The sequence below is a fragment of the Sodalis sp. RH20 genome, from assembly GCF_047324205.1.
In the GTDB taxonomy this organism is placed as follows: Bacteria; Pseudomonadota; Gammaproteobacteria; order Enterobacterales; family Enterobacteriaceae; genus Acerihabitans.
This window is the reverse complement of record NZ_CP178733.1, coordinates 4,576,291-4,602,111: the sequence shown is the minus strand read 5'-3', so window position 1 is coordinate 4,602,111 and position 25,821 is coordinate 4,576,291. Positions and strand designations below refer to the sequence as shown.

General features: G+C 56.1%; 25 protein-coding genes. 15 read left to right on the top strand and 10 right to left on the bottom strand.

Going from position 1 to position 25,821, the window contains the following annotated elements:
• Window positions 1-140: 140 nt before the first annotated feature.
• The 4 genes from ACL2XM_RS20975 to envC all read right to left on the bottom strand — a co-directional run bounded on the left by ACL2XM_RS20975 (window position 141) and on the right by envC (window position 4,611).
• On the bottom strand, window positions 141-1,058 hold the full coding sequence (locus tag ACL2XM_RS20975; protein WP_413727406.1) for a hypothetical protein: 918 nt from the start codon (window positions 1,056-1,058) through the stop codon (window positions 141-143).
• Between the two features lie 7 nt (window positions 1,059-1,065).
• Window positions 1,066-2,283: a glycosyltransferase gene (locus ACL2XM_RS20970; RefSeq protein ID WP_410016661.1), complete on the bottom strand. Its 1,218-nt coding sequence runs from the start codon at window positions 2,281-2,283 to the stop codon at window positions 1,066-1,068.
• A 95-nt stretch (window positions 2,284-2,378) separates the two neighbouring features.
• Window positions 2,379-3,311: a divergent polysaccharide deacetylase family protein gene (locus tag ACL2XM_RS20965; RefSeq protein ID WP_410012731.1), complete on the bottom strand. Its 933-nt coding sequence runs from the start codon at window positions 3,309-3,311 to the stop codon at window positions 2,379-2,381.
• 1 nt (window position 3,312) lies between these two features.
• Window positions 3,313-4,611, bottom strand: a complete 1,299-nt coding sequence (gene envC / locus ACL2XM_RS20960) for a murein hydrolase activator EnvC (protein WP_410012730.1) — start codon at window positions 4,609-4,611, stop codon at window positions 3,313-3,315.
• 240 nt (window positions 4,612-4,851) lie between these two features.
• Here envC and ACL2XM_RS20955 point away from each other — a divergent pair, with 240 nt between their 5' ends.
• The 5 genes from ACL2XM_RS20955 to cysE are packed head-to-tail and all read left to right on the top strand — an operon-like array spanning window position 4,852 to window position 7,964.
• Window positions 4,852-5,283: a rhodanese-like domain-containing protein gene (locus ACL2XM_RS20955; RefSeq protein ID WP_410012729.1), complete on the top strand. Its 432-nt coding sequence runs from the start codon at window positions 4,852-4,854 to the stop codon at window positions 5,281-5,283.
• 23 nt (window positions 5,284-5,306) lie between these two features.
• Window positions 5,307-5,558, top strand: a complete 252-nt coding sequence (grxC, locus tag ACL2XM_RS20950) for a glutaredoxin 3 (protein ID WP_331122111.1) — start codon at window positions 5,307-5,309, stop codon at window positions 5,556-5,558.
• 57 nt (window positions 5,559-5,615) lie between these two features.
• Window positions 5,616-6,086 (top strand): protein-export chaperone SecB, encoded by a 471-nt coding sequence (secB, locus tag ACL2XM_RS20945; RefSeq protein ID WP_410012728.1) that lies wholly within the window; start codon window positions 5,616-5,618, stop codon window positions 6,084-6,086.
• Window positions 6,087-6,088: 2 nt separating this feature from the next.
• A complete protein-coding gene (gene gpsA / locus ACL2XM_RS20940) occupies window positions 6,089-7,105 on the top strand; it encodes an NAD(P)H-dependent glycerol-3-phosphate dehydrogenase (protein ID WP_410012727.1) in 1,017 nt (338 codons plus the stop codon).
• Window positions 7,106-7,148: 43 nt separating this feature from the next.
• Window positions 7,149-7,964 (top strand): serine O-acetyltransferase, encoded by an 816-nt coding sequence (gene cysE, locus ACL2XM_RS20935; protein WP_410012726.1) that lies wholly within the window; start codon window positions 7,149-7,151, stop codon window positions 7,962-7,964.
• A 13-nt stretch (window positions 7,965-7,977) separates the two neighbouring features.
• On the opposite strand, the gene trmL is transcribed toward cysE, so the two are convergent.
• The 3 genes from trmL to cpxR all read right to left on the bottom strand — a co-directional run bounded on the left by trmL (window position 7,978) and on the right by cpxR (window position 10,625).
• Complete coding sequence (gene trmL, locus ACL2XM_RS20930) at window positions 7,978-8,445, bottom strand: tRNA (uridine(34)/cytosine(34)/5-carboxymethylaminomethyluridine(34)-2'-O)-methyltransferase TrmL (protein WP_410012725.1); 468 nt, start codon at window positions 8,443-8,445, stop codon at window positions 7,978-7,980.
• Between the two features lie 75 nt (window positions 8,446-8,520).
• Window positions 8,521-9,930 carry an envelope stress sensor histidine kinase CpxA gene (gene cpxA / locus ACL2XM_RS20925; protein ID WP_410012724.1) on the bottom strand — a complete coding sequence of 470 codons (1,410 nt, stop codon included), beginning with the start codon at window positions 9,928-9,930 and terminating at the stop codon, window positions 8,521-8,523.
• Window positions 9,927-10,625, bottom strand: a complete 699-nt coding sequence (cpxR, locus tag ACL2XM_RS20920) for an envelope stress response regulator transcription factor CpxR (protein WP_413729119.1) — start codon at window positions 10,623-10,625, stop codon at window positions 9,927-9,929. Before cpxR ends, cpxA begins: the two co-directional genes overlap by 4 nt.
• A 148-nt stretch (window positions 10,626-10,773) precedes the next feature.
• On the opposite strand from cpxR, the gene cpxP reads away from it, so the two are divergent.
• The 10 genes from cpxP to rbsR all read left to right on the top strand — a co-directional run bounded on the left by cpxP (window position 10,774) and on the right by rbsR (window position 23,214).
• Window positions 10,774-11,265 (top strand): cell-envelope stress modulator CpxP, encoded by a 492-nt coding sequence (cpxP, locus tag ACL2XM_RS20915; protein WP_410012722.1) that lies wholly within the window; start codon window positions 10,774-10,776, stop codon window positions 11,263-11,265.
• A gap of 523 nt (window positions 11,266-11,788) precedes the next feature.
• Window positions 11,789-12,751, top strand: coding sequence for a 6-phosphofructokinase (gene pfkA / locus ACL2XM_RS20910; protein WP_410012721.1), 963 nt, complete (start codon window positions 11,789-11,791; stop codon window positions 12,749-12,751).
• 338 nt (window positions 12,752-13,089) lie between these two features.
• Window positions 13,090-14,079 (top strand): sulfate ABC transporter substrate-binding protein, encoded by a 990-nt coding sequence (locus tag ACL2XM_RS20905; RefSeq protein WP_410012720.1) that lies wholly within the window; start codon window positions 13,090-13,092, stop codon window positions 14,077-14,079.
• Window positions 14,080-14,413: 334 nt separating this feature from the next.
• Window positions 14,414-17,191: a hypothetical protein gene (locus ACL2XM_RS20900; protein WP_413731540.1), complete on the top strand. Its 2,778-nt coding sequence runs from the start codon at window positions 14,414-14,416 to the stop codon at window positions 17,189-17,191.
• A 197-nt stretch (window positions 17,192-17,388) separates the two neighbouring features.
• Window positions 17,389-17,808 (top strand): D-ribose pyranase, encoded by a 420-nt coding sequence (rbsD, locus tag ACL2XM_RS20895; protein WP_413721806.1) that lies wholly within the window; start codon window positions 17,389-17,391, stop codon window positions 17,806-17,808.
• 7 nt (window positions 17,809-17,815) lie between these two features.
• On the top strand, window positions 17,816-19,327 hold the full coding sequence (rbsA, locus tag ACL2XM_RS20890) for a ribose ABC transporter ATP-binding protein RbsA (protein WP_413729116.1): 1,512 nt from the start codon (window positions 17,816-17,818) through the stop codon (window positions 19,325-19,327).
• The gene (rbsC, locus tag ACL2XM_RS20885; RefSeq protein ID WP_410012716.1) at window positions 19,327-20,295 is read left to right on the top strand and encodes a ribose ABC transporter permease; all 969 of its coding nucleotides are present in this window, start codon (window positions 19,327-19,329) and stop codon (window positions 20,293-20,295) included. The genes rbsA and rbsC overlap by 1 nt, the downstream gene beginning before the upstream one ends.
• Before the next feature lie 23 nt (window positions 20,296-20,318).
• A complete protein-coding gene (gene rbsB / locus ACL2XM_RS20880) occupies window positions 20,319-21,206 on the top strand; it encodes a ribose ABC transporter substrate-binding protein RbsB (RefSeq protein WP_410012715.1) in 888 nt (295 codons plus the stop codon).
• A 77-nt stretch (window positions 21,207-21,283) separates the two neighbouring features.
• A complete protein-coding gene (gene rbsK / locus ACL2XM_RS20875; RefSeq protein WP_413721807.1) occupies window positions 21,284-22,204 on the top strand; it encodes a ribokinase in 921 nt (306 codons plus the stop codon).
• An 8-nt stretch (window positions 22,205-22,212) separates the two neighbouring features.
• Window positions 22,213-23,214: a ribose operon transcriptional repressor RbsR gene (gene rbsR / locus ACL2XM_RS20870; RefSeq protein WP_413721808.1), complete on the top strand. Its 1,002-nt coding sequence runs from the start codon at window positions 22,213-22,215 to the stop codon at window positions 23,212-23,214.
• Between the two features lie 133 nt (window positions 23,215-23,347).
• Here the strand turns inward: rbsR and tpiA are convergent, their stop codons facing one another.
• The 3 genes from tpiA to fpr all read right to left on the bottom strand — a co-directional run bounded on the left by tpiA (window position 23,348) and on the right by fpr (window position 25,627).
• Window positions 23,348-24,115 carry a triose-phosphate isomerase gene (gene tpiA, locus ACL2XM_RS20865; protein WP_410012712.1) on the bottom strand — a complete coding sequence of 256 codons (768 nt, stop codon included), beginning with the start codon at window positions 24,113-24,115 and terminating at the stop codon, window positions 23,348-23,350.
• Between the two features lie 125 nt (window positions 24,116-24,240).
• Window positions 24,241-24,834 (bottom strand): DUF1454 family protein, encoded by a 594-nt coding sequence (locus ACL2XM_RS20860; protein ID WP_410012711.1) that lies wholly within the window; start codon window positions 24,832-24,834, stop codon window positions 24,241-24,243.
• Between the two features lie 46 nt (window positions 24,835-24,880).
• Window positions 24,881-25,627 (bottom strand): ferredoxin--NADP(+) reductase, encoded by a 747-nt coding sequence (gene fpr / locus ACL2XM_RS20855; RefSeq protein WP_410012710.1) that lies wholly within the window; start codon window positions 25,625-25,627, stop codon window positions 24,881-24,883.
• Window positions 25,628-25,821 lie beyond the last annotated feature (194 nt).

Sequence of the window (25,821 nt, the reverse complement as noted above, 5' to 3'; positions counted from 1 at the left end):
GATACCCTTGTTGAGCTTACGCGGAGCTGGCACTGTGTCTGCTCCTTTATGTCCACTATGATACCATTTCCTCTGTGACCTTAGTATCCGTGCGGTAAAATGCCGCCGGGTTATCGCCATGCCATGAGGAATACATGCAGTCATAATGATTGCTTTTCATTATCAGTGAGATAGCGCACTTTTCGGGTATAATCCTGTGATTTGAACAGCAGTTCGCCATCGGGGGACGCCAGATATTTTTGCCACTCCGCCAGCGGAAAACCCCCATGCGCCCCCACTACCTGCGCTGGAATCACCGAGGGCGTGCCGCCGATTTTTTTCGACACCGGCCAATTCATCCAGTCGCCCAGGTTGATGGTGCGGATATCAAGCGTATCGAGCATGGCGGCCAGAGGCAATTGGTCGGTCGGCGGCTGATCATCGCCCAACTGCGTCCAGGTATCGATGAAAAAAGCCGTCCATATGGGACACATCCGCCGCCAGGTGCTGGCCGTAGCCGCAAGAAAAGCGCCGTTAACATGATCCAGCAGGCCCGGCCGCACGGCATCGCGATAATATGCCGGGATGCGTTCCGGCGCGGCGCGGCTGAGTTTAGCCGTCATTTTCCCCTGCCGGAAACTGGAGTAAATATGATCGTCCACCAGGCGGATAACGGGCATCCGCAGCAGGTTCAAATCGGAATCGATCATCAATATACCCTCGGTGCGGGCCTGCAGAGGCGCCTGCAGCTTGACCAGGCGGCTGAGATAGATTTGTTTATAGCGATAATCGCCGTCACGGGTTTCCAGCGCCAGGGTAACTATCCTGACCTTTTCGGGCAGCGGCGGAAATTTATGCGCCGGCTGGTCGGTGACAATCACGATTTCACGCACCTCCTGCGCATAACGCTGCGCAAAGGTGGCGCTCAGCATCGCTTCCTCAATATAATCCTCGCCCACCGAGGGGATCACGACGGACGTTACCGGCACCCAAGGCAGGGAAGCGTCTATTTTTTCGTCATAAGCGATATTATGACGACGGACGATATGGCGATATTTGGCGTTAAGAAATTCGAACATATCTACCTCAAAGCGTTTTTATGCTGCCGAGCACGGCTTCGACACCCAGGACATATTTATCAATGGTGAAGTGGGTCTTTACCATATGGTTGGCCTGCTGGGCCAGCGTGCGGCGGTATTGGGCGTCCAGGTAAACCGTTTTCAACTGTTTGAACAGGGCCTGGGTATCGCCGTAGGGGAATAGCAGTCCGGTTTCCTGATGTTTAATCAATTCCATGGTGCCGGTGACATCGGAACCGATGACCACCGTATTCAGCAGCATGGCTTCAAGGATCACGCGCGGCAGTCCTTCGCTGCGCGACGCCAGGATGAAGGTATCAAAGGCGGCCAGGTATTCCATGGCGTTGCTTTTGAAACCGGTAAAAATCACCTTATCCAGCAGACGAAAGCCGGCGGCCATCCGGACCAATCGCTGATGCTCGGGACCCGCGCCGACGATCACCATTTTCCAGCGTGCCTCGGGGTAGGCCTGGTTGAATAAATGCAGGGCTTGCAGGGTATGGTGATGGGCCTTGCGCGGGATAAGCGAGCCTATGCTGCCGAAGATAAAGGTGTGATCGTCGGCGCCAAGGGTGTGGCGCAGCGGGAGTCCGTCCGGCAGGGGCTGATCGATGTCGATACCGTTAAACACCGTATAACAGATCTCCGGCTGCACGCCGCTTTGGATCAGCTTGTCCTGCACCCCGGAGGATACCGAGATAATGGCATGGCACAGGGTATTGACCATTCTGACTATCTGGCGGCTCATCACGGGTTCGATACGGCAATGTTGCACCACGGTGGTCGATAAGCCCATGGTGGCGTAGTACCCCTCGACATTGGAGCTGGGCTGGTTGTTCATATATAAAATATCATATTGGCCCATTTCCAGTAATGAACTGATTTTATTGATATTGGGATCAATTCGCCAGATTTTGTCGATGGCGTAAATCGCGGCGAGACGAACCTTTTTATTGAAGAAAAGCAGGGTGCGCAGGATTTCCTTGCCCCATTTGGCCCAGGCAGGTTGCCGGGTCTGGGGAATGAAGAACACCTGAATCCCCAGCGCAGCCAGGACCTCGCTGACCGTTTCGTTATTATCGCGGGCATAATTATTGTAAAAACAGCAGCTGATGTCGAATTTTTCGCGGTCGATGCGTTTAAGCAATTCCAGCATGCTGTTGGTGCCGCCGCCCCATTCCTTGCCGCTGTCCAAGAGAAGAATTTTCATCCGGCTTTGTGGCATCGTCATGCATTCCCAATATTTGAATGATTATCATTTAAGGTACATTAACGCGGGCACCGCCCCGTCACTATTCCGTTATTTATTGCCGGGATCCGCTATTTTTCCGGGCGCAGCGGCGCCGGGAGCGGTTTGCCATGCTCCCCGAGCATAACCCGCCGCGTCTCATCCAGGCTAGAGAATATGGCCTTGAACATGGCGTCGGCGTACACCGGCGGCGGCGCCTGTTTCACGGTACATTGCGGGATACCGTGGAACGGATTGCGCGGCCTGACGGGCTTCGGTTCCGGCGCGGGGGCCGGGGCGTAACGTTCATTCAATAACATGCTCGGGCGCACCAGCACAATATCCGCGGGCAGCGTGGGCAACATTTGCGCCAAGACCCTGACGGTATTGGGGTGGGGGTGACCGATGGCGATGGCTGAACCGTTACGCCGGGCCAGGGCCACGGCGCGGTTGAACTGCTGGCGAATGTCCGCTTCGTTGCTGGTATCGTCCAAAAAAACGTTGCGCCTGATGACGCTGATGCCGGTGCCCGCCGCCGCCTGGCGCGACTGGCTGTTGCCGATGGTCATGCTATCGAGAAAATAAAAGGGGTATTGTTTCAGCACCTGCATGACATTCTGCATGCCGCCAAGGCTTGAGGTCATGGCGCTGCCCATATGGTTGTTGACCCCCACGGCGAAGGGCACCTTGCCGACCGCGTCGCGCACGATGCGCGTTATTTCATCGCGGCTCATCTCGGGGCGCAGGGTATCGCGTTCCAGGGGTTGCTTGCTCAGGGGCGCCATCGGCAGGTGGATCAGCACTTCGCGCCCCTGCTGATGCGCCCTGGTGGCCATTTCCCGCGCGTAGGGTGCATTCGGCAGCACCGCAATCGAAACCGCCGTCGGCATGGCGAGTACCTGATACTCGTTATGCGGCTGATAGCCGAAGTCATCAATGACGATGGCCAGTTTGCCGGCGTCCACACCGGTGGAGGCGGCGAGCAGCGTGCAGACTAAAATGCGATGAAGGTTTTTCCTTAGCAAACTATCTTCCTAACCAGGGTAACGGATTCACCGCCTGGCCCTGGCGACGAATTTCAAAATAAAGCGCAGGAGTGCCCTGGCCGCCGCTGCTGCCCACCAGCGCAATAGGCTGGCCGGATCGGACCTGGGCGCCTACGCTGACCAGCGCGCTCTGGTTATAACCGTAAAGGCTCATATCGCCTTTGCCATGTTCAACCACCACCACCAGCCCATATCCCTGCAGCCAGTCGGCCATCAGGACGCGTCCGTCGGCGATGGCCCTGACTTCGCTGCCTTCGGCCGCGGCGATGACCATGCCCTTCCAGCGTAGTTCACCCTGCAGGGATTCACCAAACCGATGCAGCGTACGTCCCCGGACCGGCCACAGATCCTGGCCCGCCGGCTGGCCCAGGCCGCCGGTGCGGGATACCAGGGCGCGTTCGCTGGGCGAAGGTTTATACGTATCGCCTTTGCGTTTGGCCTGTTCCTGACGTTCGCGCACCTGCTGCGCCTCCCGCGCTTCACGCTCGGCCCGCGCCCGCGCTTCCCGCTCCGCCCGGGCGATATTATCCCGCAGTCGCGATTCGTTCTGGCGCAGTTCGTTCAGTGTTTGCTGATCCTGCGCGATAGACGAGTCGAGACCGGAGAGGGTTTTACGCCTGGCCGCGCGGGCTTTTTCCAGCGCATCTTGCTGCGCGTGCTGCTGTTGCAACAGGGCGGTTTGCTGCTGCTGCTTTTGCTGCAGGTCTTTTTTCTGGTCCGCCAGCGCCTGCCGGGTCGCGCCCAGGTCGCGGATGGATTTTTCCCGCGCTTCATTCAGGTAGCTGTAATAAGCGAAGATACGCTCGTTACGCTGGCTCTGCTCACCGCTCAGAATCAGCTGCATGCCCGCATTGCGGCCTTGGCGGAACGCGGCGTCAAGCTGTTGTGCCAGCAGTTTTTGCTGCTCGGCCAAACGCGCTTCCAATTGTTTGATGGACTGGTTCAGCCGGGCGATAGCCTTGTCCAGCGCCGCAAGCGTGGTCTGCGTTTCGTGCAGGATGCGGCTGGATTGGGAAACGGCGATTTCCTGCTGTTTCAACTGTCCGAGCAGTTTGCCGCGCTGCTGCTGTTGCAAATGCACGTTTTTTTCTTTTTCGGCAATGCTTTGCTGCAGGGTTTTGAGCTGTTCCTTGTTATCCTCGGCATGGCTGCTGGCAGGCAATAACATAACGCCAGCGAAGATAATGCTGGCGTACATGGTAAGTTTTCGCGCGGAAGGACGGCGCTGCGGGCCGTTTTCCCTGTGACTCAATCTGTTCAACGATGCCTTTCCCCTCATTGTCTGGATTATTCCACGTTGACCAGCCGCTTACCAGTCATCTCTTGCGGCAATACCGCGGCGGCGGCGCGCGCGGACCGGAGGAAACGGTTGATAAACCGCCCGGTTTTTAGCGACATGACGCGCATTGCAGGTAGTTTCTTCTTTCCGGTCATGTATATTGGCTGAATTTGCCGTAATGCGAGGGTATACTCGAAGGCTTTAAAGCGTGGCCACAACTAACGGGAGCTTTTACACCCCATGCAAGAAATTACGCAGTTTGTCAGCGATCACCCTATGCTATGTTTGGCGTGGGTCGCTTTATTGATCGCCGTCATCGTAACAACGTTCAAAAATCGTTTTTCCAAGGTTAATGAAATTTCCCGCGGCGAAGCCATCCGCTTGATCAACAAGGAAGACGCAGTGATCGTTGATCTGCGTACCCGGGATGATTACCGTAAAGGGCATATCGCCAACGCGCTTAACCTGACGTCGGCCGAGATAAAAAGCGGCAGCCTGGGCGAGCTTGACAAGGCCAAGACCAAACCGGTTATTGTCGTTTGCGCTACCGGCAGCACGTCTCGCGAACCGGCCGAAAACCTGAATAAAGCAGGCTTTGATCGGGTTTATGTTCTGAAAGAAGGCATATCCGGCTGGAGCGGAGAAAATTTACCGCTGGTCCGGGGTAAATAAATTATTACCTGAGAGGGGGAACCATGGCCAATATAGAAATCTACACTAAATCAACGTGTCCATATTGCCATCGCGCCAAGGCTTTACTCACCCGCAAGAACGCCGTGTTCCAGGAAATACCCATTGACGGGGACGCGGATAAACGGGAAGAAATGATTAAACGCAGCGGGCGCACCACGGTTCCACAAATTTTCATCGACGGACAGCACGTGGGTGGCTGTGATGATTTACACGCGCTTGATGCGCGCGGCGGCCTGGATCCCCTGCTGAAATAGACGGGGCCGGCTGACGTGCGCGGGCGCATGCAGCAAATTAACCATAGGGTTTTTTTAATGTCAGAACAAAATAGTACCGAGATGGCGTTTCAGATCCAGCGTATCTACACCAAAGACGTCTCGTTTGAAGCGCCGAACGCGCCGAAGGTTTTCCAGCTGGAATGGCAGCCGGAAATCAAACTGGATCTGGATACCGCTTCCAGCCAGCTGGCGGAAGGCATCTATGAAGTGGTGCTGCGGGTTACCGTCACTGCCTCGCTGGGCGAGGAAACCGCGTTTTTATGTGAAGTCCAGCAGGCGGGGATTTTCACCATCTCCGGCATCGACGGCACGCAAATGGCCCATTGCCTGGGCGCGTACTGCCCGAATATCCTGTTCCCGTATGCCCGTGAATGCATCACCAGCCAGGTTTCGCGCGGCACGTTCCCGCAGTTGAACCTGGCGCCGGTAAACTTTGACGCCTTGTTCATGAACTACCTGCAACAGCAGTCGGAAAGCGAAGGAAGCCAACCGGCGCAGGAAGCCTGATAATGCACGCTAACGCCTCAATGATTGTTATCGGTGCCGGTTCCTACGGTACGGCCCTGGCTATTACCCTGGCACGCAACGGTCATGAGGTGGTGCTGTGGGGGCACGATCCGCAACATATCCAGGCGCTGCAGGCGGCGCGGTGCAACCAGGCGTTCTTGCCCGATGTGCCTTTCCCGCCCTCGCTGCGCCTGGAGAGCGATTTATCGCTGGCGCTCGCCGCCGGCCGCGATGTGTTGATCGTAGTCCCCAGCCACGTGTTCGGCAGCGTCCTGACGCAGCTTAAGCCGCACCTGCGGCCGGATGCGCGGGTGGTCTGGGCGACCAAGGGCCTGGAGACGGAAACCGGACGGTTGCTGGCGGATGTCGCGCGCGACGTGCTGGGTGACGCTATTCCCCTGGCGGTCATCTCCGGACCGACCTTTGCCAAGGAACTGGCGGCGGGCCTGCCCACCGCTATCGCCCTGGCCGCCACCGACGCCGTTTTTTCGGCGGATTTACAGAATTTACTCCACTGCGGCAAAAGTTTCCGGGTCTATGGCAACCCTGATTTTATCGGCGTCCAGCTCGGCGGCGCGGTTAAAAATGTCATTGCCATCGGCGCCGGCATGTCCGACGGCATCGGTTTCGGCGCCAACGCCCGTACCGCCCTGATTACCCGCGGACTGGCTGAAATGACCCGCCTCGGCACGGCGCTGGGCGCCGATCCGAGCACGTTCATGGGCATGGCCGGTTTGGGCGACCTGGTATTGACCTGTACCGACAATCAATCCCGTAACCGGCGTTTCGGCATGCTCCTGGGCCAGGGCATCGATGTGCAGTCCGCGCAGGATACCATCGGCCAGGTGGTGGAAGGTTACCGTAACACCAAGGAAGTACTGGCGCTGGCCGGGCGCGCAGGGGTGGAAATGCCGATCACCGAGCAAATCTACCAGGTGCTCTACCGGGATAAAAATGCCCGGGAAGCCGCCCTGACCTTGCTGGGCCGGGCGCAGAAAGATGAGAAAACCGGCGGCTGACGCCGGTATGTCAGAAGATAGCCATCCGCGGAAGGTAGTGAGTATGTCCACTGAAGAATTGGAATTAGTCTGGAATAACATTAAAGCTGAAGCACGTTTGCTGGCGGATTGTGAACCCATGCTGGCCAGTTTTTTTCATGCGACCCTGCTCAAACATGAAAACCTCGGCAGCGCGCTCAGCTATATGCTGGCCAATAAGCTCGCCAACCCGATTATGCCGGCCATCGCCATCCGGGAAATCGTCGAAGAGGCCTACAGCGCCGATCTGCAGATGATTATTTCGGCCGCGCGCGATATCCACGCGGTGCGCCTGCGCGATCCGGCGGTGGATAAATTTTCCACCCCGCTGCTGTATCTCAAGGGGTTCCACGCCCTGCAGGCCTATCGCATCGGCCACTGGTTGTGGCGCCAGGATCGCAAGGCGATGGCGATCTATTTCCAAAACCAGATTTCGGTTTCCTTCGGCGTCGATATCCATCCGGCCGCCAATATCGGCTGCGGCATTATGCTCGATCATGCCACCGGTATCGTTATCGGTGAAACGGCCGTTGTGGAAAACGATGTCTCCATCCTCCAGTCGGTCACGCTCGGCGGGACCGGAAAAACCAGCGGCGATCGCCACCCCAAGATCCGCGAAGGCGTAATGATTGGCGCCGGCGCAACTATCCTTGGCAATATCGAGGTCGGGCGGGGCGCCAAAATCGGCGCGGGTTCCGTGGTGCTGCAATCGGTGCCGCCCCATACCACCGCCGCCGGCGTGCCCGCAAGGATTGTCGGCCGGCCGGATAGCGATAAGCCCTCCATGGATATGGACCAGTTCTTCGGCGGCCATGGTTTTGAATATGGCGACGGCATTTGACCGGCGTTAACGGCTACGGGCGCGCGCTTTCATACCCTAATTGGCGCCAGGCTTCATAAACCACCACTGCGACGGCATTGGACAGATTCATGCTGCGGCTGCCGGGTTGCATTGGAATGCGGATTTTATGATCCCCGGGCAGGGTATCGAGAATGGCGGGCGGTAAGCCGCGCGTTTCCGGACCGAACAGCAAATAATCTCCCGGCTGATAGCTCACCGCGCTGTGGGCGGGACTGCCCTTGGTGGTCAGGGCAAACAGCCGCCGCGGCGCCTGCGCGGCCAGGAAGGCGCCATAATCATGGTGACGCCTGATATCGGCGAACTCATGGTAATCCAGCCCGGCGCGGCGCAGGCGCTTATCATCCCAGGTAAACCCCAACGGCTCGATCAGATGCAGCTGAAACCCGGTATTAGCGCACAGGCGTATGATATTGCCGGTATTTGGCGGGATTTCCGGCTCGAATAAAACGATGTGTAGCATGGTGCCCCCTTGACGAGGGCGAAGGATAGCAAATAAAACGCCGCCATGCCGCAATTGCCCACTTCCGGCCGCGTCTTATTTGCTCTCGGCTTTGTTCTCCGTGCCCGCCGCCGGGCGCCGGTGATGCAACGGCAGCCACATGACCAGCCGCAGCCCGCCAAGCGGGCTGTCTTGCGCTTTAACCCAGCCGTGATGCTGCTCCACCGCTTTTTCGACAATGGCCAGGCCCAGTCCCGAGCCGCCGGATGCGCGATCGCGCGCTTCATCGGTGCGATAGAACGGGCGAAAAATCTGTTCGCGATCTTCAGCGCTGACGCCCGGCCCGTCGTCATCGACGATAATGGTGACCCCCTGCTGATCGGCGGTAAACGTCACCGAAATTTGCTGATTCGAGTAACGCAGGGCGTTGCGCACCACATTTTCCAGCGCGCTGTCGAGCGCGGCGGGATTGCAGACCAGCATCCAATTGCCGGGAGGCGAGGCGATGCGCAGGGTTTTGCCCATCTGTTCGGCTTCGAATTTGGCATCGTCCAGCACATCGTTCCACAAATCGCCGGCCGTGACGTATTCGCGGGTCAATTCGTTCTTATGCTGATTGCGCGACAGCACCAGCAAATCATTAATCATCGAGTCCAGACGCTGCGCCTCGGTCTCGATACGGGCCAGTTCATGGCCCTCGCCATGTTTACGCCGCATCAGGGCGGTGGCCAGCTGTAAACGCGTCAGGGGGGTGCGCAGTTCGTGGGAAATATCGGACAGCAGGCGTTGCTGGGCATTAACCATTCTTTCCAGGGCGCTGACCATCTGGTTGAAGCTGACGCCGGTGGCCAGAAATTCTTGTGGACCGGCTTCCAGCTCGGGATGCTGGCGCAAATTGCCCCGGGCCACCTCATCGGCGGCATGCTTGAGTTTACGCGCCGGTTTCGCCAGGCTCCAGGCCAGCCAGAGCAGCAGCGGGATGCTGATAAGCATGGTGACAATCAACAGCAGCAGCGGCCGGTCGAACATCAGGCTGATGAAGTCCGACTGTGAATTGCCGGCGGGGCGGATTTGATACAGCTGATAGTTATCCTCGCCGTCCCGCACCGGGAACGGCCCCACCAATTCCACGCGGCCATATTTTTTCTTTTGCGGATGATCGGAGTTGTCGGACTGGCCGATAAAATTACGGATAACCTGCATTTCATTACGCTGGGCGCCGATGACCCGCCCTTCGCTGGTGACCAGAATTAGCCGCTGCCCGGGAGGCGCCCATTTATCGATGGAACGGAACAGCCGCCGCCACCACATCAGGTCGTTGGCTGGATCTCCCGCCAGCTCCGCTTCCACATGCTGTTGCAGCATAATGCCCTGACGCTGTTCGCTGTCGAGCAGCGGCGTCAACTGACGGGAGTCCAGCTTGGGCACCATCAGCACCAGCATCAGCACCAACGCCAGGGTCAGCCAGAAAATGGCGAAGATCCTGGCGGTTAAACTGTTTATCATGCGGCGGATACCATCAGGTAGCCTCGTCCCCGCAGGGTTTTAAACCACGGATGCCCGTCCCTGCGTTCCGGCAGTTTACGCCGCAGGTTGGAGATATGCATATCGATCGCCCGGTCGAACGGCGTCAGGCGTTTGCCCAGCACCTCCTGGCTCAGGTGTTCGCGGGAGACCACTTGGCCAAGATGCTGGGCCAGCAGGTAAAGCAGCGTAAACTCGGTACCGGTCAGCTCCAGCGCAACGCCGTCGAAGGTGGCTTCCTGACGCCCCGGATTCAGGCGCAGAAAATCCACCTCCAGCGCGGGCGTGCCGGCATCGCCGGCCTGCTGCTGCTCGGTCCAGTGCGAACGGCGTAAAATGGCCCGGATACGCGCCACCAGCTCGCGATCGTTGAACGGTTTGGGCAGATAGTCATCCGCGCCCAGCTCAAGCCCCAGCACCCGATCCAGTTCGCTGCCGCGCGCGGTCAGCATAATCACCGGCGTTTGATGCTGCTGGCGCAGCTCCTTAAGCGTATCGATACCGTTTTTACGCGGCATCATCACATCAAGCAATAACAAATCCACCGAGCTGTCCAGCATGTTCAGCGCCTGCTCGCCGTCATAGGCGACCAGGACTTCAAAGCCTTCCATCTCGAGCAATTCTTTTAATAATGCTGTTAATTCGCGATCGTCATCAACCAAAAGGATTTTATTCATTTTTATTCACCTCATGATGCAAAATACGTCAACAATCACTACCAATCCATGACTTTACGTAGCTTTACATCCCCTGACGCATGTTTGCAGCGGCCTCAGTAGAATGACTTCATGGTTAAGCAACAAAGAAAGAGTCAAGGGGTTAAGGATGCACAAGCTTAACGTATTGGTCATCGCCGCCGCCCTGGTAACAGGAAGCACCCTGGCCGGCGAGCAGACCGCTACGGAAAGTTGGCATCACGATGATATCGCCAGTCGGCTAAGCGATAGCCATTACAGCATGTTTGACGGCGTCAGGCTCACCGAACAACAGCGGCAACAAATGCGTGATTTAATGAGTCAGGCCCTGCTTGCCACTCCTCGCTTTAATATTAGCGAAATGGAACGGCTGCATACATTGGTGACGGCGGAAAATTTTGACGAACCGGCAGTGCGGGCCCAAACGGAAAAAATGGCGCAGCAGCAGGTGATCCGTCAGGTTGAAATGGCCAAAGTACGCAACCAAATGTACAACCTGCTGACCCCGGAGCAAAGACAAATTTTGAATCAAAAACATCAGCAGCGTATCGCCGAGATCCAGCTGCAGATGGCGGAAATGACCCAAACTTCGTCCCAGAAGCCAGCGTTGAGTAACGAGTAGCAACGCCCAGTGTAGTGATGTGAGATGTGAAAAGTTGTGATGAGTACCGTAACGCGTAAGTAAGTAAATAGTGCATTCCCATTTTTCCTTGCCATAGACACCATCCCTGTCTTCCCCACCGAAAGGTGGGGTTTTTTTTGCCTGAAGATCCTGGATGCGACCCGCTCGGAAAAACCGGGCGTCGGCCATATGGCATCGGAGGCCTACAGCAAGACGGTAACATCTGTTATCAACTGCAATGCTGCATTCATCCGGCGGCGGCATTATGGTATTACGCGGCTGCGTTTATCGGCACCCCATATCCTTTTTGTGGCGAAAAAAAGCGCGGGCAAGCGGAAATGCAATGCATTATCATATGGCTTAAAACCAGCAGATAGTCGGATGTTGCCTGACCTGAATCAATTCAGCAAATCGGATTTGAGATACTATTTTTACCATAAGCCAAGGGCCTTAGTGCAAATGGGACCCGATATTCAGCCGGCATAGTGTATTCTACAATTATATTTAAAGTTCAGAGGTAGTCATGATTAAGAAAATCGGTGTACTGACAAGCGGCGGTGATTCACCAGGCATGAATGCAGCGATCCGGGGCGTGGTGCGCGCCGGCCTGTCCGAGGGATTGGAAGTGTACGGCGTCTATGACGGCTACCTCGGCTTGTTTCAGGATCGGATGAAGAAGCTGGACCGTTATAGCGTGTCGGATATGATTAACCGTGGCGGCACCTTCCTCGGCTCCGCCCGCTTTCCAGAATTCCGGGAAGAGGGTACCCGCGCGATAGCCATAGAAAATATGAAAAAGCGCGACCTTGACGCCCTGGTGGTCATCGGCGGCGACGGTTCCTATATGGGGGCGAAACGCCTTACCGAAATGGGTTTCCCCTGTATTGGCCTGCCCGGCACCATCGATAACGACGTCGCCGGCACCGATTATACCATCGGCTATTTCACCGCGCTTGAAACGGTGGTCGAGGCGATAGACAGGCTGCGCGATACGTCCTCCTCGCACCAGCGCATCTCCATCGTCGAAGTTATGGGGCGCTATTGCGGCGACCTGACTATGTCCGCGGCTATCGCCGGCGGCTGTGAATTCATCGTGCTGCCGGAAGTGGAATTCAAACCAGACGATCTGGTGTATGAAATCAAAGCCGGGATCGCCAAAGGTAAAAAACACGCCATCGTCGCCATTACCGAACATATCTGTAATGTTGCCGAGCTGGCGCAATATATCGAAAAAGAGACCGGCCGCGAGACCCGCGCCACGGTTTTAGGGCATATCCAGCGCGGCGGCAGCCCCGTGGCCTACGATCGCATCCTCGCCTCGCGCATGGGCGCGTTTTCGATTGAGCTGCTGCTGCAAGGCTACGGCGGGCGTTGCGTCGGGGTGCAAAACGAAAAACTGGTTCACCATGACATCGTCGATGCCATAGAAAATATGAAGCGACCATTTAAAAGCGATTTGCTGGAATGCGCTAAAAAACTGTATTGATATCCGCGCCGCAAGCCGATGGCCACGGCGCCGCCAAAGGACAAGGCCCTGGTTCTCACGGATGAGAACGCCATTGCGGCGTTTCCCGGCACCCTTAGAATAATACCCGGCCTTTCTTGCCTCACCCGCCTTTACTCCGCCCAACCTCTCGTAGACGCCAATCCCAGAGCACGCCCGTTACGCCGCCGTTCCTTTGCCGTGCCGTTGCGGCACATTCACTGGTTATCTCTTTTGATTATATAAATTACGTTTTTATTCTTTAAAACACGCAGCGATTTCTGACACTCTCTGGTTAAGCACTATTCACATGACAAAAAATTCTCTTGGGGAGTGGAACGATGTCGAAATGGCAAGCAGGGCTGTTGTTGATGCTGTTATCTGGAAGCGCACTGGCAAAGGATGTTCAATTATTAAACGTATCCTATGACCCGACGCGTGAGTTATACCAGGATTATAACGTGGCTTTCAGTAAGTATTGGCAGGACAAGACCGGAGATAAGGTGACGGTGCGCCAGTCGCACGGCGGCTCCGGCAAACAGGCCACTTCGGTTATCAACGGACTCGACGCGGATGTCGTAACCCTGGCGCTGGCATACGATGTGGATGCGATTGCCGAGCGCGGCAGCATCGATAAAAACTGGATAACCCGCCTGCCCGATAACTCCGCCCCCTACACCTCCACCATTGTCTTCCTGGTGCGTAAAGGTAATCCTAAACAGATCCATGACTGGCCGGATCTGATTAAACCGGGTATTTCGGTCATTACGCCAAACCCGAAAACCTCCGGCGGCGCGCGCTGGAATTACCTGGCTGCCTGGGGTTACGCCCTGCATCATAATAATAACGATCAGGCGAAGGCCCAGGACTTTGTCAAGGCCCTGTTTAAAAACGTCGAAGTACAGGATTCCGGCGCGCGTGCCTCTACCAATACGTTTGTGGAACGCGGCATCGGTGATGTGCTGATCGCCTGGGAAAACGAAGCGCTGCTGGCCGTCAATGAAGTCGGCAAAGATAAATTCGATATCGTGGCGCCAAGTGAATCCATCCTGGCTGAGCCTACCGTATCGGTGGTTGACAAGGTGGTCGACAAGCGGGGCACGCGTGACATCGCGACCGAATATCTGAAGTATCTTTATTCAACCGAAGGTCAACGTATCGCCGCCAAGAATTATTATCGCCCGCGCGATCCGGCAATCGCCAAAGAGTTCGCCAAGGAGTTTCCGCAGATTAAATTATTTACCCTTAAGGATGACTTCGGCGACTGGCAGAAAGTGCAAAAAGTCCATTTCTCCACCGGTGGCAGTTACGATCAAATCAGCCAGCGTTAATTATAAATTAACTCAATACGAAGTTTTATCTTAAAAAAATGCCGTGCGGCGACACCGTACGGCATTTTTATGATTTGTATGACAGCCGTTTAAAATATCCCGCAGCGCGGTCTGCCGCCGGCACAAGGGCTGGCCGCTTCGTTAATCTATCGTTAACCCACTGTATTCCATATTTTAATTATCTCCCGCTAATTTTTTATGCAACATATGGATAACAGCACCAAATTCTCAATTAATGAACACCCGGCTTGTCATGATTAAGGGTTTTTTGCCTTGGCAAAGGTCATTGCGACTTGAATAACATCATGATAGAGGGAGGGAAGGGATTCACATTATGCCATCATCCGCTATTCAGCACAGGGAACATATCGGACGCTACCACAGCCAGACTCACGATTATGTCAGTAATAAAAAAATCCAGCAAAAATTGAACGGCATGGCCGCGTCGCCAGGCGATGGGGTCGTGGGCGCCAGGGCGCATCTCATGCTTCAGGCGCTCACGCTGGCCACCAATATATCAGTGAGCCTGGCGCCGGCAGCCGTGCGGCCATCCGGGCGCGCCGTTTCTCCGTTGCTTTCTCGCCAGGCCGCGCCCGCAGGCCCGGCGGCGCCACCACCCGCAAACAGCATCCATGAAATGAAGGGCAAGGCACCACAACGGCTACTGTTTAACATGTTAAGCGCGGGACAAGGCTATGCGGAGCATGGCATCGGTCAAGACGCGATTGCGTTTATGTATATTTCGTCAAAAAAGGATAAGTCTTTTAGACAGAAGCGAATATCTTTAGATATCTCAGTCGGTCTGCAAGAACAGGATTACCGGGATTATATTGAAAAGAATTGCCATATCAGGACCAAAACCAACCAAGGGAAAGTATTGGGGGATAGTCTGCTTGTCACCGGCGAATATATCAGGAATCCCGTTCGTGGTTTCGCCGAAAAACTTAAGGAGTGGATCTGGGGTAATGGTGAACTTTCTGAAATAGGAGCCATACTGTTTGAAGTTGTCAATCTTGGTCATGACATCATTTTCGGGATTTACACTATTGGCGCGTACCCGATTATAAAATATACTTCGGCAAAAGCCTTGTCTGTATCAGGCCATTCCATCAATGGTGACAGCAACTGCGTCAGGAACGAATTTTCGGCTGAGGAAATGGCCAATCTGCTGTTCAATACCGAGGTTGGCATTACCGACCGCAGGGCTTTTTCAAATCCACTGTTACATCACAAACCACGGGAATTGCAAAAGGCTAATGCCTTTGATCCAGACGGGGTATTTGTTCACGAAAAATATCCGACCGGTATCAATACTGTCAAACATCTTGCCGTTGACCTGGATGGCGCCATCCAGCGTGTTCGGCAAACAGAAGCGGGTGAATACATTATTCCAACTGGGCAGCAGGGTAATAACGCTAAAACTGGCCGGAAAGTTTTTTATGACGCGATAAATGATAAGATCCATATCGACGGAGATGTGCCTGAAGGGCAGGGAGTTGATTATACAGTACAAAACGGTAAGAAATTTATTAAATTATATGGCGAGAATTATGAACTTAAGTATAGCGCGGGGAAAAGAACGCACGAAGTGAAATTGCGGAACCATGACGGAACGGAATCCCGGATTCCGGTATATCATGAAAAAATCAGCCATTCTTGGCATCTTGGCACACACAATAACAAACCTGCCTTCACGTTTAGACAAGAGAAAAGAATTAAGTCGTTCAAGGTGAGGTTTGACGGCGCCTATGAATATATTCAGGTTGATAACCTTAATCCCAAACACTATGGTGCCGGTAAAATTATTGAAGTCAGGTCAAAAGACACAATGGCTATGGGTGATAATGTCATAATGAGGGTGGTTGAGCTGAAGGGAGAATTAGTGCCTGTGCGCGCGGCGGTAGTGCCCAAAAGAGGCCTTAAATATGAAATTTTTAATCGGGCTATGCCTGGCCGGCGCGGCCATCCCGTCGAGTTTGACGGTCGCCGCTGGTTGTTTGAAGCGCCGACGTCAATCCATGTCGCCAAAACGCTGCGACGCGCCATTGCCAAGGATATTGTCGGGGAGAGCGTCAACGCGTTCGATTTGTCCACGCCTGATAAGCTTGGCCTGCGCTGGGATATAAATAATAATTCATATCTGAAAATTAAAAATAAATATTTTAAAGTGAAAAGATATCCGCAAACCGCATACAAGTTTTTTCTGATGAATAATCATCGAAAAATCAACCTTCGCTTCAAGAAAAATAAATTTCATGTCGAAAATTTTAGGGAAAGGATTAACGATCTCCTTAAGATTGGCATGAGCGGCCGGGGGGGACTCAGGCCGCGTAAGCATGCTGTGGATATTCTCAAGGACCTGGATGGGTTCGACCTTGAACAGGCCAAAACACTGCTGTCTCAATACCATTTCCCCCAGGAGGGACTGTTTAACGAATATTCGTTTGCCTTGCATATTGAACAGTTTAGTGAAATTCCTCCCTGGGCAAAACGGTTTAAAATTGATGAAAGCGCCGTCAATGTGGCGCCGGCGCAAGGGCGGAAAGTGCCTGTGTTTGATCCCGATGACGAATCCGTTAACCTTGAACTCCTGCTCGGTACGCAGATTGGTGAAGGTGATTACGGTATCGTTTTCCAGGATGGCCAGGATCCCAATTGGTATATCAAGATGATGCGCCCACATCCGGATGGCGACGCCGATATAGATATTGAAATGTTGGCGGAAAAGGAGGCTGAAAGCTTTCGTTTATATTATGGCCCGGAATCGGCAAAGGTATTTGCTGATAATGATGGTAATTTTTATAACAGAATGTACAAAATTCCCGGCATAACGTTAGATTCACTTCCCGAGGGCTCCCTGCCGCACGATGCAGTTGAACGCTTTGTCGATATGCTGGAAAAACTAAATAATGTCAATATGATACACGCTGATCTCCATGGGGCGAATATGTTGTGGGATGCAGAAAGTGAAATGTTTTTCCCCATTGATATCATTGATATTAAAAAAGATTTTTTTCGCAGCGGCAACGACTATAAACACAGTCTAAACATGCGTGGCGAAGAAAGATGGGACGATGTGATTTATGAGATCAAACAAAAGATGGCGCCCTGAGGCCATGGCAAGGATGCGGCCGCTCTTTATCCGGCGATAATGAACAACGCGCCGGTGGTCACGCCAGCCGCCGCCGTGCCGCCTGGTCCAGCGAAACGTTTCGATGGCGATCACATTTTTGATGTTTCCCGCTTGTGGCTTGGCCCGTTTGTGATTATTTTCAGCCCAGCGAAACGTTTCGCTGGGAGGATCTGCCAATGAAAAAAGGATTACTGCTCAACGCCGAGGTTTCCGCGTTGATTTCCCGCTTGGGGCATACCGATGAAATCGTCATTGCCGATGCCGGGTTGCCCATACCCGCGACAGCCGCCAGGATCGATCTGGCGTTGACCCAGGGCGTGCCGGGCTTTTTACAGGTGTTCGACGTCGTGGCCAGTGAGATGCAGGTGGAAAGGGCGATAATCGCCAGCGAAATGGCCGCCCATAATCCCGCGCTGCACCAGGCGTTGCTGGCCGGGCTGTCCCAGCTGGAGCAAGCGCAGGGCAATACCATCGTCATCGACTATATCAGCCATCAGGCATTCAAAGCGCAGACCGCCCACAGCCGGGCCGTTATTCGCAGCGGGGAGTGCTCGCCCTTCGCCAACGTTATCCTCTGCTCCGGCGTCACCTTCTGAGGCATTTATGCAACCCTTACTGCAACTGAGCGGGATAGACAAGTCGTTTCCGGGCGTCAAAGCGCTTTCCGGCGCGGCGCTGACCGTGTATCCCGGCCGCGTGATGGCGCTGGTGGGGGAGAACGGCGCCGGTAAATCCACCATGATGAAGGTGTTGACCGGGATTTACAGCAAGGATGCCGGTACGCTCATATTTATGGGAAAGGAAGTTGCCTTCAGCGGCCCCAAGGCGTCGCAGGAGGCCGGTATCGGTATCATCCATCAGGAACTTAACCTGATCCCTGAACTGACGATCGCCGAAAATATCTTCCTGGGGCGCGAATTCCTTAACCGTATCGGCGGCATCGACTGGAAGCGGATGTATCGCGAAGCGGACCGACTCCTGGGCCGCCTGAACCTGGGCTATAGCAGCCACCGGTTGGTGGGGGAATTATCGATTGGCGATCAGCAGATGGTGGAAATCGCCAAGGTAATCAGCTTTAAGTCGCAGGTGATCATCATGGACGAGCCCACCGATGCGTTAACCGATACGGAAACGGCATCGCTGTTCAGTGTGATAAACGAACTGAAGCAGCAGGGGTGCGGCATTGTCTATATCTCCCATCGGCTAAAGGAAATTTTCGAGATCTGCGACGATGTCACGGTGATGCGCGACGGGCAGTTTATTGCCGAACGGCCGGTAAACGAGCTGCAGGAAGACAGGCTGATTGAAATGATGGTGGGCCGCCGCCTGGAGGAACAGTATCCGCGCGTCACACAGCGTCCGGGCGAGGAGCGCCTGCTGGTCAGCCACCTGTCGGGCCCCGGGGTGCATGACGTCAGTTTCTCCCTACGCCAGGGGGAAATCCTGGGCTGCGCCGGGCTGATGGGCGCCGGCCGTACCGAACTGATGAAAACCCTCTATGGCGCCGCCAGGCGCACCGGCGGCAGCGTGACGCTCGACGGACGTGCCGTGGTCGCCAGGTCGCCCCAGGACGGGCTTGCCAACGGCATTGTCTATATTTCCGAGGATCGCAAGCGCGACGGACTGGTGCTGGGCATGTCGGTAAAGGAAAACATGACTTTAACCGCCCTGCGCTACTTTAGCCATCAGGCCGGTTGGCTGAAACACGCCGACGAGCGGGTGGCTGTCGGGGATTTTATCCGTTTATTTAATATCAAAACGCCGTCGATGGAGCAGCCTATCGGCCTGCTGTCCGGTGGCAACCAGCAAAAAGTCGCCATTGCGCGCGGCCTGATGACACGCCCTAAGGTGCTGATCCTGGATGAGCCGACCCGGGGCGTCGACGTGGGCGCCAAGAAAGAGATTTACCAGTTGATCAACCAGTTTAAACAGGAAGGGCTCTCCATCATCCTGGTGTCCTCCGAGATGCCGGAGGTCCTTGGCATGAGCGATCGCGTCATGGTGATGCATGAAGGCCGCTTAAGCGGCATATTCCCCATCGAACAGGCCACCCAGGAAGTGCTGATGGCCGCGGCCGTCGGCAAGCTTTATCGTACCCAGCAGGAGAATCAGTAATGAATTCCCGGACTATCCCCGTTAAACGCGGCATCAGCAAAGCCTGGCTGCTGGAGCAAAAATCGTTGATTGCGCTGCTGGTGCTGATCGCCGTGGTTTCTTCAATGAGCGCCAATTTTTTCAGCCTCAACAATCTGTTCAATATTCTCCAGCAGACCTCGGTCAACGCCATCATGGCGGTGGGTATGACGCTGGTGATCCTCACCGCAGGCATTGACTTGTCCGTCGGGTCCCTGCTGGCGCTGACCGGCGCGGTAGCCGCCTCGGTGGTGGGGCTGGAAATGAATGTCATGGTGGCGGTGGGCGCCTCCCTGGCGCTGGGCGCGGCCATCGGCGCCATCACCGGCCTGATTGTGGCGAAGGGCAGGGTACAGGCCTTTATCGCCACCCTGGTCATGATGCTGCTGCTGCGCGGTATCACCATGGTGTATACCAACGGCAGTCCGGTAAACACCGGTTTCAGCGATACGGCCGACGCGTTTGGCTGGTTTGGCATCGGTCGTCCCCTTGGCGTGCCCACGCCGGTATGGATCATGGCCGTGGTGTTTCTTGCCGCCTGGTACATGCTGCATCACACCCGCCTGGGCCGTTATATCTATGCGCTGGGCGGTAATGAAGCCGCCACCCGGCTGTCCGGCATTAGCGTCGATCGGGTCAAGGTCATCGTCTACGCGCTGTGCGGGTTGCTCGCGGCGTTGGCGGGCGTTATCGAAGTGGCGCGCCTGTCCTCGGCGCAGCCCACGGCGGGTACCGGCTATGAGCTGGACGCCATCGCCGCGGTGGTGCTGGGCGGTACCAGCCTGTCCGGCGGGAAAGGGCGCATCATGGGGACGCTGGTCGGCGCGCTGATCCTGGGCTTTCTTAATAACGGACTGAATTTATTGAGCGTTTCCTCCTACTACCAGATGATTGTTAAAGCCGTGGTGATTTTGTTGGCGGTGCTGGTAGATAACAAAAGCAGTAAATAACCTCTCCCGCAGGAATGATAAAGATGAAAATGAAAAAATTAGCTTTTTTGATGTCCGCCGTGGCGTTAAGCGCCACTCTCAGCGCCAATGCCCTGGCGAAAGACAGCATCGCGCTGGTGGTGTCCACGCTGAATAATCCGTTCTTCGTTTCCATGAAAGACGGCGCCCAGCAGGAAGCGGATAAATTGGGTTATCAGCTGGTGGTGCTCGATTCGCAAAACAATCCGGCCAAGGAACTGGCCAATGTGCAGGATCTGACGGTGCGCGGCGTTAAGCTTTTGCTTATCAACCCAAGCGATTCCGACGCGGTGGGCAACGCGGTCATTATTGCCAACCAGGCCAAGATCCCGGTGATCACCCTCGATCGTAAGGCCAGCAAAGGGGCCGTCGTCAGCCATATCGCCTCCGACAACCGGGTCGGCGGCAAAATGGCCGGTGATTTTATCGGTGAAAAACTGGGCCAGAACGCCAAGGTTATCCAGCTGGAAGGTATCGCCGGCACGTCTGTTGCGCGTGAGCGCGGCGAAGGGTTTAAACAATCGGCCGATCAGTATAAATTTACTATGCTGGCCAGCCAGCCCGCCGATTTCGATCGCACCAAAGGGCTTAACGTGATGCAGAACCTGCTGACCGCGCATCCGGCGGTGCAGGCGGTATTCGCGCAGAACGACGAAATGGCCCTGGGCGCCATGCGCGCCCTGCAAACCGTGAATAAAACCGATGTGCTGGTGGTGGGTTTTGACGGCACCGCCGACGGCATCAAAGCGGTGCAAAGTGGTAAACTTGCCGCCACCGTGGCGCAGCAGCCCGACCAGATCGGTATAATCGGCGTGGAAACCGCAGACAAGGTTCTGAAAGGCGAAAAAGTGGATGCGGTGATCCCGGTTGCCCTGAAGCTGGTCACCAAATAAGCCCGTAAAACCTCGACAGCAGCGCCTTGCGTTATCGCCGCGCGCCGGCGATAACGCTTCTAACCAGGATACAGGCTATGGCAATAAAAAAGCTGGTGGTTCTCGGCAGCATTAACGCGGATCATATACTTAATCTACAACAGTTTCCCCGTCCCGGTGAAACGGTAATTGGCGGCAGCTATCAGGTGGCGTTCGGCGGCAAAGGCGCTAATCAGGCGGTGGCCGCCGGCCGCAGCGGCGCCGATATCGCCTTTATCGCCTGCGTGGGCGAGGATGCCATCGGCGCGCAGATTCGCCGGCAGCTGCAGGCGGACAACATTGATATTCTGCCCGTGGAACCCAGCCCTGGCGCCAGCACCGGCGTCGCGCTGATTTTTGTCAACGCGGAGGGTGAAAATGTCATCGGCATCCATCCCGGCGCTAACGCCGCGGTAACGCCGGCCTACCTGGCCCGCTATGAGCAGTTGGTCATCCATGCCGCGGCATTACTGATGCAGTTGGAATCCCCCCTTGATACCGTGATCGCCGCCGCCCGCCTGGCGCGCGATCACCAGACCCAGGTGATATTAAACCCGGCCCCGGCGCGTCAGCTGCCGGACGAATTGCTGGCCTTGGTAGACATTATTACGCCCAATGAAACCGAGGCGGAGCAACTGACCGGCGTCGCCGTCACCGATGACGCCAGCGCCGCCCGCGCCGCGCGGATTTTGCATGATAAGGGCATCGCTACGGTTATCATTACCCTTGGCCGCCGCGGTGTGTGGCTGAGCGAACGTGGCAATGGCAAGCGGGTTCCCGGATTCAAGGTCAAGGCGGTGGATACCATCGCGGCGGGCGATACGTTTAACGGCGCGCTGATGACCGCGCTGCTCGAAGACCAGGACCTGGATAACGCCGTCAGGTTCGCCCATGCCGCCGCCGCGTTGGCGGTAACCCGTCCGGGGGCGCAGCCGTCAATTCCCTGGCGTGATGAAATCGACGCTTTTCTGCAGGGTTAGGAGCTTATTTGGCCACCATGAAGGATGTTGCCCGTCTGGCGGGCGTTTCCACGTCCACCGTATCGCACGTGATCAATAACAACCGGTTTGTCAGCGATCGGGTGCGCGCTAAAGTGATGGCGGTGGTGGAACAGCTCAACTACGCGCCGTCGGCCCTGGCCCGCAGTTTAAAGATCAACCAGACGCGCACTATCGGCATGCTGATTACCTCCAGTAATAACCCGTTTTACGCGGAGGTGGTGCACGGCGTCGAACGCAGTTGCTACGAGCGGGGCTACAGCCTGATCCTGTGTAATACCGAAGAGGATGCCGATCGCATGAGCCGTAGTATGGAGACGCTGCTGCAAAAACGCGTCGACGGGCTGCTTATCATGTGTACCGAAAATAACCGGCCTTCCCGTCTGGCGCTGCGCCGCTACCCCTCGCTGCCGATTGTCATGATGGATTGGACGCCGTTTGAGGACGCGCTGGATATTATCCAGGATAACTCGTTATTGGGCGGGTGCCTGGCTACCGACTATCTGATTGCGCGCGGCTACAGCAAAATCGCCTGTATATCCGGCCCGCAGGATAAAACCACCGCCCGCCATCGCCTGCAGGGGTATCGCCTCGCCATGGCGCGCGCCGGGCTGGCGGTGCCGGCCGGTTATGAGGTTTTCAGCGATTTCGAATTTGGCGGCGGCGTAAGCGCGATGCAACAACTGCTGTCCCTCAGCGAGCCGCCCCATGCGGTATTTACCGGCAACGATGCGGTTGCGGTGGGCGTCTACCAGGCGCTGTACCAGGCCGGGCTGTCGGTGCCGGGAGATATGGCGGTCATCGGTTATGATGATATCGAGCTGGCAAAATACCTTACCCCGCCGCTGACCACGATTAACCAGCCGAAAGACTCGCTTGGCCAATTGGCGATCGACACCCTGCTTTACCGGTTGGAACATCCCGATACCGAACCCCAGGTGCTGGTGCTGACCCCCGAGCTGGTGGAGCGGGCGTCGGTCGGCCGTCGCTGAGTTGTGCCGTGGGTTTAATCATGGCGAAAAAAAAACCGCAAACACGGGGGATGAGACCCGGTTTACGGTTCAGGGCGACGATAACGAGGGGGCGGGACGGTTAACGCGTCGTGAACCCGCCCGTGGCGTTATCTCAGGCCTGTTTGGCCTGCGCCGCCGCTTTGACGATCACCGCAAAGGCGTCGGCTTTCAGCGAGGCGCCGCCTACCAGCGCGCCGTCGATATCCGGCTGGGTAAACAGTTCCGCCGCGTTGCCGGCATTCACCGAGCCGCCGTACTGAATAATAACCTGTTCAGCCACCGCGGCGTCGTGTTTGGCGATATGGCCGCGGATAAATTTATGAACCGCCTGCGCCTGCGCCGGGGTGGCCGATTTGCCGGTACCGATGGCCCAGATAGGTTCGTAGGCGATAACCGCGTTGTCAAAGGCCTTGGCGCCCATGGCGTTTAATACCGCGTCCAACTGGCGGGCACAGACCGCTTCGGTCTCACCGGCTTCGTTTTCGGCTTCGCTTTCGCCGATACACAATACCGGGATCAGGCCCGCTTCTTTCAGAACTGCGAATTTCTCGGCGATAAGTTCGTCGCTTTCTTTATGATAGGTGCGGCGCTCGGAGTGGCCGATGATGATATATTTGGCGCCAATATCCTTTAGCATCTCGGCGGACACTTCACCGGTAAACGCGCCGGAGAGATTGGTATCGACGTTTTGGGCGCCCAGCGCCAGTTGGCTGCCGGCAAGCTGGCGCTTAGCCTGCTCCAGATAGACGACCGGCGGCGCAATAGCCACGCCACAGCCGGTCACGCCGTTTAATTCCGTGCGCAGCGCGGCGATCAGATCGTTAACCAAACGCTTGCTGCCGTTCAGCTTCCAGTTACCCATCACTAACGGATATCGCATTTTAAAATCTCCAATAGGGAACGCGAAATAAAAAAATTGACTGTCCCGGGGACAGCATTACCTGTCCCCAGTATAGAGAGAAAGCGCCGCGGTGGCTTTGTTTTTTGTCATGAAACCGCGGCCGCTCAGGGTTCGGATAAGGCGAGCTTAACCGGCTCTATGGCAAAAGTGAGACCTTTATCACCATTATCGGCCACCACATAACGCAAGGCTCCCCAGGACTGCTGGAAAAAGCGCGAGCCTTTCCCTTTGGCCAGCAGGTCGGCCACCCGGGCGTTACTTTGCGCCGCCGTCAATGCCGGCTCGAACTCCCGCAGCAGCGCGGCCATATAACTCACGGCCACGGCGCGCGCCGCTTTTTCGCTGCCGCCTTCCACCGCCAGATAGGTCAGTTGCAAGGTCTTGATCTTGCCGCTGCCCTTTTCCAGGGCGGTGGACGCATACAGGGTGCCGTTGATTTTACTGGCGGCGCGCGTGAGATTCATGCCGTCGCCACGGCTGTCGATAGCCCGGAACTCGCCTATCTGCAGCGCGGGATTGTGCGCATTAAACTGCTCGCGGAATGTCACCACCGTCAGATCAAAGGTGGGGGCGCCGGCCAGCAAATAAGGCGCGGGGGCGGGCGTGTCGGCGGGGTTTTCCGCCGCCGCGCCCATCGCCGCCGGGAACAGCAATGCCAGCAACAGGGCCGGGATAACGAAGCGGATTTTGCTGTTCACAGTGCGTAGATTCCCAGTGATCTTAACCAGTAAATTCGCATGGCGCTTACCAGTAGTGCTCGCTGGTAATATGGCCCGGCTTGCGCCGCAGATGTTTACGCATTTCGCGGGTATCTTTTAATATCTGCTGGGTGTCCCTGACCATTTGCGGATTACCGCATAACATCACATGGCCGGTTTGGGCATTTAACGGCAGCCCAACCGCGGCTTCCAGGGACCCGTCGGCTATCAGGGCGGGAACGCGGCCGGTCAGCGAGCCGGGAACCTCCTCGCGGCTGACCACCGTCTGCACATGCAGCTTGCCGTTAAAACGCTGCTGCAGTTCCAGCATCAGGGGCAGGTAGCTGAGGTCACGGGCAAAACGCGCGGCGTGTACCAGCACGATATCCTTAAAGCGCTCCAGTCCCTCCCCCTGCTGCAGGATGGACAGAAAAGGCCCCAGCGCCGTGCCGGTCGCCAGCATCCATAGCGTTTCACATTCCGGGATTTCATCAAGGACAAAAAAGCCGGCGGCCTCTTTGGTGATCATTAACGAATCCCCAGGCTGCAAGGCGTGGAGCGGCGGGCTAAGCTTACCCTCCGGCACCGTCACCAGGTAGAATTCCAGGTTATCGCTGTGCGGCGCGTTGACGTAGGAATACGCGCGCTGGACACGCTCGCCGTTGATCTCCAGGCCGAGTTTGGCAAACTGTCCGGCGGTAAAAGGATCGACGGGAGCGTTAACGGTTAAGCTAAACAGGCTCTCCGTCCAGTGTTCCACATGTATGATTTTCCCGGTCACCCATTCTGCCATAACTCACTTTCCCCTTGGTCTTTCCGGCCGGTACCCGGACCGGCTAACGATTCTCCACTCTGTCACAGCGGCTGGTGATGATAGCGGATCCGGTAAGCGCCGGCATGGTTGCCTGCGCTACCTTTTTTGTTACGCCGCGAACGCGTCATTATCGGCTAATTCAGCCTTGGCATCCAGCGGGACGACTGTAATTG

What these genes read in the sequence shown, in the direction of transcription:
- ACL2XM_RS20975 (WP_413727406.1), bottom strand. Translation starts at nt 1,058, where the DNA reads ATGTTCGAATTTCTTAACGCCAAATATCGCCATATCGTCCGTCGTCAT.
- ACL2XM_RS20970 (WP_410016661.1), bottom strand. Translation starts at nt 2,283, where the DNA reads ATGCCACAAAGCCGGATGAAAATTCTTCTCTTGGACAGCGGCAAGGAA.
- envC (WP_410012730.1), bottom strand. Translation starts at nt 4,611, where the DNA reads ATGAGGGGAAAGGCATCGTTGAACAGATTGAGTCACAGGGAAAACGGC.
- ACL2XM_RS20955 (WP_410012729.1), top strand. Translation starts at nt 4,852, where the DNA reads ATGCAAGAAATTACGCAGTTTGTCAGCGATCACCCTATGCTATGTTTG.
- grxC (WP_331122111.1), top strand. Translation starts at nt 5,307, where the DNA reads ATGGCCAATATAGAAATCTACACTAAATCAACGTGTCCATATTGCCAT.
- secB (WP_410012728.1), top strand. Translation starts at nt 5,616, where the DNA reads ATGTCAGAACAAAATAGTACCGAGATGGCGTTTCAGATCCAGCGTATC.
- gpsA (WP_410012727.1), top strand. Translation starts at nt 6,089, where the DNA reads ATGCACGCTAACGCCTCAATGATTGTTATCGGTGCCGGTTCCTACGGT.
- cysE (WP_410012726.1), top strand. Translation starts at nt 7,149, where the DNA reads ATGTCCACTGAAGAATTGGAATTAGTCTGGAATAACATTAAAGCTGAA.
- trmL (WP_410012725.1), bottom strand. Translation starts at nt 8,445, where the DNA reads ATGCTACACATCGTTTTATTCGAGCCGGAAATCCCGCCAAATACCGGC.
- cpxA (WP_410012724.1), bottom strand. Translation starts at nt 9,930, where the DNA reads ATGATAAACAGTTTAACCGCCAGGATCTTCGCCATTTTCTGGCTGACC.
- cpxR (WP_413729119.1), bottom strand. Translation starts at nt 10,625, where the DNA reads ATGAATAAAATCCTTTTGGTTGATGACGATCGCGAATTAACAGCATTA.
- cpxP (WP_410012722.1), top strand. Translation starts at nt 10,774, where the DNA reads ATGCACAAGCTTAACGTATTGGTCATCGCCGCCGCCCTGGTAACAGGA.
- pfkA (WP_410012721.1), top strand. Translation starts at nt 11,789, where the DNA reads ATGATTAAGAAAATCGGTGTACTGACAAGCGGCGGTGATTCACCAGGC.
- ACL2XM_RS20905 (WP_410012720.1), top strand. Translation starts at nt 13,090, where the DNA reads ATGTCGAAATGGCAAGCAGGGCTGTTGTTGATGCTGTTATCTGGAAGC.
- ACL2XM_RS20900 (WP_413731540.1), top strand. Translation starts at nt 14,414, where the DNA reads ATGCCATCATCCGCTATTCAGCACAGGGAACATATCGGACGCTACCAC.
- rbsD (WP_413721806.1), top strand. Translation starts at nt 17,389, where the DNA reads ATGAAAAAAGGATTACTGCTCAACGCCGAGGTTTCCGCGTTGATTTCC.
- rbsA (WP_413729116.1), top strand. Translation starts at nt 17,816, where the DNA reads ATGCAACCCTTACTGCAACTGAGCGGGATAGACAAGTCGTTTCCGGGC.
- rbsC (WP_410012716.1), top strand. Translation starts at nt 19,327, where the DNA reads ATGAATTCCCGGACTATCCCCGTTAAACGCGGCATCAGCAAAGCCTGG.
- rbsB (WP_410012715.1), top strand. Translation starts at nt 20,319, where the DNA reads ATGAAAATGAAAAAATTAGCTTTTTTGATGTCCGCCGTGGCGTTAAGC.
- rbsK (WP_413721807.1), top strand. Translation starts at nt 21,284, where the DNA reads ATGGCAATAAAAAAGCTGGTGGTTCTCGGCAGCATTAACGCGGATCAT.
- tpiA (WP_410012712.1), bottom strand. Translation starts at nt 24,115, where the DNA reads ATGCGATATCCGTTAGTGATGGGTAACTGGAAGCTGAACGGCAGCAAG.
- fpr (WP_410012710.1), bottom strand. Translation starts at nt 25,627, where the DNA reads ATGGCAGAATGGGTGACCGGGAAAATCATACATGTGGAACACTGGACG.